Raw genomic sequence first — 5,758 nt, 5'->3', positions numbered from 1 at the left:
GCGAAGGGACGATCCATACATGTAAACTTGCCCAAGAACGCCAGGGTTGTATGGACCCGAGAGGATCGAGTCGGACAGAGTTGGAATCCATGAACCACTGTTCGCATCATAGTACTGGACTAGGTTCAAGACCTGATCATAATAGACCATTCCAGGTGACGGGGCAGTAGGAGCCGAAGGGAAAGATGGAATGTTCCCTGTATACGATGTCGTGCCACGCTCAGTAATCGCGCCAAGAAGCGGATAGGACTGAACACCAATTGGATAATACTGCATGATGTTCGATGCGGCGTGAACAGATGCATAATAGATCTTGTTAGGTTCAGTGTTCTCAACGTTGATTGTAAACGTTGAAAAAGCACTGACTGTGTTCGTAGTTGTCGCGTTCGTGCTTACCACCTCAGTGGATGGGAATGGATTAGAAAGTGCAGCGTGCCAAGCACCTACAACCTGCGCTTCCCCAATTTTTTGAATTGGATTTGCCCAATCAGGATTTGCATCAGCGGCGTATGCTTGACCATCGATTGGATAGTTCGAAGCGCTGATTGGCTTATCGCTGAGGAGGACGACAGCTCCGTCAGTCACATCGAGGGAGGTAGGCCGAGTCACCGTCAACATGATGCTGGTTGGGCTGGGGCGTGTTACCTCGATGGAGAATTGTCGTGCTTCGATCCACAGGTCGTGGGTTGTCTTTGCTGAAATATCTGAAGGCGTGCTCATATTTAGTCCACGTGGTGATTTGAACTATTTATGGCAATGGGACAGCCACCGCTATTTGTCACCTAATGCTGTATCCGCGCGCTCTGCTGGCCAGATAAATACCGCATGACAAAATACGTAGAACACAAATTTCGCCCCTCGGAAACTATCGACGCGGTGATGCGCCTAAGAGGCAGACATGACTACACGCAGGAGGAACTTGTCGCCCTGCGTGTGATGTTCAATGAGCTGAATGGCACGAGAGTGCCTAGACCAGGGGAGACCTTTAAGATTCCCCTGTTTGAGGATTAGCGGATTCGCATTCCTGGAAGGGCACCATCTTCTGGATGGAGGATGTAAATGCCTGGATTTTCTGCACGGTCAGCGGCTGACGCAGCCATGATCATGCCGTTCGAGACGCCGAACTTCATCTTACGTGGCGCGAGGTTGGCAACAATGACGGTCAGCTTGCCCACGAGTTCCTCTGGTTGGTAGGCTGACTTGATGCCGGCGAGGACGTTGCGTGGCTCTGCTTCCCCGATGTCTACGGTCAGCTGGATCATCTTGTCAGCTCCCTCGATATGGGATGCAGAGATGATCTTACCGATGCGCAAGTCTACCTTTACCAGGTCATCGATGGTGATTTGCGGTGCAATTTCTTCGATCATAAAATTTCCTATTCAAGTTCAGAGCATGTGACAAAGTAAAAGTTCCGACGTTCTGTAGGCACGTCGTTTTGTGCTTCCTTGAGCGCTTTGAGATGCTCAATCGCACGTGGTAATTCCCTGCAAACATGCAGGATTTCATGCCGCCCGCCTGGATACTTACACCAGACAAGGGACACATAGTACTTCTCGTTGCTAGCTAATGACATGCTTTGCAATCTTGGCGATGTTGTAGGCGTCGTCCGCGCCGACGTGGTGACGGCCTTCGAGGGTCTCACCCATGAGCTGCAGCATCCGGTCCATCCCGACTTCTTTCTTCAGCTTGTGCTTCAGGGCAAAGAGGGTCTTCACGTTCACGTGCGTGCTCATGATGTCGAACGGGTTGTTTTCAGGCTTGATGCCGTAGAGCTTACCCACACCCTTCGGTGTTCTCGAGCTCAGCATGTTCTTGTCATAGTTCCCGCAGGAATACCATACGTGCTCAGGCTTGATGTCATGCTCGGCCTTGATGTCACGCAGCACACGGGCGATGTCTTTACCTTGTTCCATAATGGCTTCTTGTGTCCAGCCTGTAAGCTCTGTACAGAAGTCGCTGACCTGGGTGAAGCGTGGTCGGACGACATAGGAGGGAAACTTCGTCACCTCACCTGTCTCATAGTTGAGCTTCGCCAACCCGATCTCGATGATCTCGTTTGGTTTGCTTCCTTGCTCTTCACGGGTGTTCCAGCAGGTGGCTTCACAATCTATTACGAATCCTACATCTAGTTTTGCACTCATGTTATTCCTTATTGTGTATCGTCATCGTCGTAAATCTTCAAGCCATTTTTCTCGTAGGCAACTACTGCCGGCTCGTGATTCTTGACAACCGTAAGTTGTGGCCGTGGCCAAGGCGCTGGAATTGTCCATTCCAACTTCATCATGGGAATCGGTGGATGGGCCCGCAGCTCCTCAATTTCTTCCTGCGTGGCAATACGCCACTGATCTGACAGCAGCAGAATGCCGAAGGCGACTGACATGTTTCGCAGGTCGCTCGTGTCTTCCGTGTTGAACACCGCACCTGGAGGGGTCAACACCATGGTGTGCCCTGACTTCTCGTTGTGAATAACGACGTCGTTCTCGGGGTGCACAAGCTCATGTATTCTCATGGCTTGACCTGGAAGTGATCAAGGAGGATATGGATCTCGACGGAGATTGCCACCCGTTCGTGACGAAAAGCACGCAAGGCGACCATCAGGTCTTCGCGCTGTCCGCCTTGCGGCAGCGCATAGGCTTGGCTCGATGAAATACGGATGCACTCATCGAGCACCTTGGCGCGTTCAGTCAACCACGTTACGCGTTCGTTCGAAATTGGATGGGTCATAATCAGGGGTCCTTTGGATAAACCATTCGGGTGGTCGACGGTTGGTCCATCGTGCGAACCTAGCCTTTTCACCCACATAAAGATTTTGGTAAGCAGTGACGGCATCGTCAACCTTGTATTCGTCGGGCATGGACAGCGGCGGATCAACCATCACGCCATGAGGGATGTTCTTTGGCAGCTCAGCGAGGAACTTGATAATTCGCTCTGCGGCGTGCATCTTACGGTAGCGGAGAGTGTACTCGATGCAGCATTCAACAACTTGGGATAGTCTAAACTCTCCGCCACGGCGCGCGTTGCCTTTGTGCTCGTATAGGCGCTGTACGATGGTCTTTTCAGTTTTCCCGACATAAACCTTTCCATTCACCGCATTGCGGATCAGGTAGATGGTTTGCGTGAGAGAGGTGTTCATAGGAGTATTGTATCATACTCCCATGGTTTTGTGTTAGTCTTTTTTCAGAATGAACAGTTCATACGAAGGATGACTGTCATCCTTCTCGATATTCCATCCAATTGGAAGATTTTTCTTAAGCATTCTGCTGTACAGCTTGCCGCGATTCGCTTCGCCCTTAAATGAATCTATACGAAGCTCTCTTGGGTTAAACTCTTCAATAAAGTCTTCAATTATTTTCTTAATTGTAGCAAAGACTTCAAACTCATTACCGCTGCCAGTCTTCTTTGAAATACTTGTGGACGCATTTCCCAGTTCATAAAATGAAACTACCCATGCATCTAATGCAACTGAAATTTGATCAGCCTCAAATAGAATCTTTCTCTTTCCTACGATGAAAGTCGCCTGAAAAGTGGTCTTGCTTTTGTTGGTAACTTTGTAAGGCAGCGGTTTGTCGAGCGCTTCGCTCAAGCTCTCTTTCACCATCATGAAGTACACGGGCTCGTGATCAGCACCTGGTTCTGATTGCAGTTCCCAACCTGGTGGTAGATTCTTCTTGAACATGCGGGCGTAAAGCTTGGCCCTATTCCCATCGTTCTTATCAGCACTGAACGTGATTACTTCTGGGTCACGTTCCTTAATGAATTTCACAAGAATTGCCTTCAGTGTTGAAAAGACCTCAAGCTCACCACCACTACCAGTTTTCCCGTAATTCAGATCCTGATATTCAGCTGATTGCCCAGGCATACGCATTTGGCGCTTTTTCATTTGAAGTTCGCCAAATGAAATGTCCCATTCACCTTCATCAACATCATCCTCTGCGCCCTCATTGCTGGCAAAGAACTGAATCTCGCGGCCAGCTACGTTAAACGAGGCATAGTAAGCGTGAGGCTCATTCTGCAGAATCTTAAACTCTGTCGGTTTATCTAATAGTTCATCAAGTTTCATTGGCGCACCAGAACGTAGCCGATTTCATTATTCGAGAAGTTCACCGTCAGACGATTCGCATTGTCAAATGTGACGTCACTTGGAATAATGATCTTTGGACCATTACCTCTGTCTACGAAAAACTGGCAGAAGCCAATGTACGGTGAAGGAAAATTTAACCCGTGGTTTACGGTCCACGTCTTGGCAGGGGCCGTCTGCGTGTGGCGATACGTCGTCCCATACGACTGACGGTTAATGAGTTCCCATGCAGAGCCATTCCATACACGAAGTTGCTGGTCATCAACATTGTACCATGTCATTCCTAAAAATGGATTTGCTGGGGCGGCTGAAGCTGAAAAGTTTCGAGCGACATCTACCACATTTTGAAGAAACGTTTCACCCCATCCTGATGAATCACGGCCAGTAAAATCAACTGGATATTTGGTAATTTCAACAGCTGGTGGAACGACAATTGGTGTTGAACCGGTGTCAATGAGATAAGTGCTTAAATTGGTAATAAATCCATCTGTGCTGAGTGTTGACGCTTCATTTGCCTCTAATGATGGAATATTCTCGTTGACTTTAATCGTAGTTCTTGAGTTCGCAAATGAGCTTGACGCAATATCGCCAGAACCTGTTGGCGTGTAGACAGTGTAACGTCCTGTGTACTTTGCGTTGCCAACAATATCAAAAGTTGTGGCCTTAATAAGAACAAGCCCGGTTGGAACTGGAGATGTATAAAATGGAGCAACATCTCCAGTTTCAGGCTGGCGATAAAACTTTCCTTGAAAAGCGTTAACTACATTCCCTGAAACCTCAATGGTACCCGTTGTTGGATTAATCTTTAGAATCTTAAACTTACGCATGTGCTCTACCTGAATAATTTCTTAGTCAGATATTTATTGGACTTTCTGTTGTCGCATCCTTGCTACCAGCAAACTAATGTGACATATCAGTGAGGGTCAAAATAGCCTCATGCAACTTTCCTTCTGCCTTCAGAACTGCAACGTTGAGCGATTCTTTGGTGGTGCTGTCCATTCTTCTACCTTTACATTTAGGGCAGCTTCGAACCAATCAGCGACGAGGCGGCGGTGGCAGAAATCACCGGGGTTTTCAAGTTTTTCAAAGCACATCAGCGTCACATCATCGCCATACTCATCGATGATGGCATCATACATCTCACGAGGATTAAGGTGAGCTAGGACGAGGCGATGAAACTCCTTCGCGTACAGTTCCTTGCTCAAACCTTTGTGGGCCATGTCAACAAGGCCCCACGGGGGTGCAAGCATCTTCAACTGTGGGCCGGTGTACCACTTCGGCGGGTGCTGTGAGATGCTTAGAGGGTTCTTGATGTTTCGAATGTTAGAGAAGTATGAGGTGAACATGTTAGCTATTGAACTAAAACAAAACAGCCTCTGATGGCTCCACCCTCGTGGAATATAACGTTTAGTTCAAATTTATCCAAACGCCGGTTATAGCTAAAGGACGAAGCATTAATTTTCTGACAGGATTCAAGCGCATAAAGCACCCCCTTTGCGATAAGCAATGAATCATCCACGTCATAAAATGCAATACTATTGCTAATCATGATGGCAATGGCCTCGATCGTCATTGTTGCTTCTGGTTCAGGTTTGCGGGACGTTAGTTTCGGCATAATAGACTCCAAAGTTAGGTGCTGCAAAGTTGGCAGGTGTGGGAGCGACGCGTCGCTCCTACACC

10 protein-coding genes are annotated in these 5,758 nt (G+C 48.2%); all 10 read right to left on the bottom strand.

Annotated features, from left to right (window positions below; translation table 11 throughout):
- Window positions 1–720: hypothetical protein (locus tag ACKI4H_RS04655; protein WP_407304132.1), on the bottom strand; the 720-nt coding region annotated here is incomplete at its 3' end.
- 287 nt (window positions 721–1,007) lie between these two features.
- The gene (gene metG, locus ACKI4H_RS04650) at window positions 1,008–1,367 is read right to left on the bottom strand and encodes a methionine--tRNA ligase subunit beta (protein WP_407304131.1); all 360 of its coding nucleotides are present in this window, start codon (window positions 1,365–1,367) and stop codon (window positions 1,008–1,010) included.
- Between the two features lie 192 nt (window positions 1,368–1,559).
- Window positions 1,560–2,141 (bottom strand): exonuclease domain-containing protein, encoded by a 582-nt coding sequence (locus tag ACKI4H_RS04645; protein WP_407304130.1) that lies wholly within the window; start codon window positions 2,139–2,141, stop codon window positions 1,560–1,562.
- 8 nt (window positions 2,142–2,149) lie between these two features.
- Window positions 2,150–2,509 (bottom strand): hypothetical protein, encoded by a 360-nt coding sequence (locus ACKI4H_RS04640; protein WP_407304129.1) that lies wholly within the window; start codon window positions 2,507–2,509, stop codon window positions 2,150–2,152.
- A complete protein-coding gene (locus tag ACKI4H_RS04635) occupies window positions 2,506–2,724 on the bottom strand; it encodes a hypothetical protein (RefSeq protein ID WP_407304128.1) in 219 nt (72 codons plus the stop codon). The genes ACKI4H_RS04640 and ACKI4H_RS04635 overlap by 4 nt, the downstream gene beginning before the upstream one ends.
- Entirely contained in the window at window positions 2,681–3,133 is a 453-nt protein-coding gene (locus ACKI4H_RS04630) for a GIY-YIG nuclease family protein (protein ID WP_407304127.1), read from the bottom strand. The genes ACKI4H_RS04635 and ACKI4H_RS04630 overlap by 44 nt, the downstream gene beginning before the upstream one ends.
- Window positions 3,134–3,166: 33 nt before the next feature.
- Complete coding sequence (locus tag ACKI4H_RS04625) at window positions 3,167–4,060, bottom strand: hypothetical protein (RefSeq protein ID WP_407304126.1); 894 nt, start codon at window positions 4,058–4,060, stop codon at window positions 3,167–3,169.
- Window positions 4,057–4,905 (bottom strand): hypothetical protein, encoded by an 849-nt coding sequence (locus ACKI4H_RS04620; protein WP_407304125.1) that lies wholly within the window; start codon window positions 4,903–4,905, stop codon window positions 4,057–4,059. Before ACKI4H_RS04620 ends, ACKI4H_RS04625 begins: the two co-directional genes overlap by 4 nt.
- A gap of 129 nt (window positions 4,906–5,034) precedes the next feature.
- The gene (locus tag ACKI4H_RS04615; RefSeq protein WP_407304124.1) at window positions 5,035–5,298 is read right to left on the bottom strand and encodes a hypothetical protein; all 264 of its coding nucleotides are present in this window, start codon (window positions 5,296–5,298) and stop codon (window positions 5,035–5,037) included.
- A 131-nt stretch (window positions 5,299–5,429) separates the two neighbouring features.
- Complete coding sequence (locus ACKI4H_RS04610; protein WP_407304123.1) at window positions 5,430–5,693, bottom strand: hypothetical protein; 264 nt, start codon at window positions 5,691–5,693, stop codon at window positions 5,430–5,432.
- Between the last annotated feature and the right edge of the window lie 65 nt (window positions 5,694–5,758).

The organism is Acinetobacter sp., assembly GCF_045628685.1.
Lineage (GTDB): Bacteria > Pseudomonadota > Gammaproteobacteria > Pseudomonadales > Moraxellaceae > Acinetobacter.
The sequence above is the reverse complement of the archived record's forward strand: the minus strand, read 5'-3'. Positions and strand labels throughout refer to the sequence as shown.

Excerpts from the sequence above, each read along its gene's own strand:
- metG (WP_407304131.1), bottom strand. The coding sequence starts at position 1,367 with ATGATCGAAGAAATTGCACCGCAAATCACCATCGATGACCTGGTAAAG.
- ACKI4H_RS04645 (WP_407304130.1), bottom strand. The coding sequence starts at position 2,141 with ATGAGTGCAAAACTAGATGTAGGATTCGTAATAGATTGTGAAGCCACC.
- ACKI4H_RS04640 (WP_407304129.1), bottom strand. The coding sequence starts at position 2,509 with ATGAGAATACATGAGCTTGTGCACCCCGAGAACGACGTCGTTATTCAC.
- ACKI4H_RS04635 (WP_407304128.1), bottom strand. The coding sequence starts at position 2,724 with ATGACCCATCCAATTTCGAACGAACGCGTAACGTGGTTGACTGAACGC.
- ACKI4H_RS04630 (WP_407304127.1), bottom strand. The coding sequence starts at position 3,133 with ATGAACACCTCTCTCACGCAAACCATCTACCTGATCCGCAATGCGGTG.
- ACKI4H_RS04625 (WP_407304126.1), bottom strand. The coding sequence starts at position 4,060 with ATGAAACTTGATGAACTATTAGATAAACCGACAGAGTTTAAGATTCTG.
- ACKI4H_RS04620 (WP_407304125.1), bottom strand. The coding sequence starts at position 4,905 with ATGCGTAAGTTTAAGATTCTAAAGATTAATCCAACAACGGGTACCATT.
- ACKI4H_RS04615 (WP_407304124.1), bottom strand. The coding sequence starts at position 5,298 with ATGGCCCACAAAGGTTTGAGCAAGGAACTGTACGCGAAGGAGTTTCAT.
- ACKI4H_RS04610 (WP_407304123.1), bottom strand. The coding sequence starts at position 5,693 with ATGCCGAAACTAACGTCCCGCAAACCTGAACCAGAAGCAACAATGACG.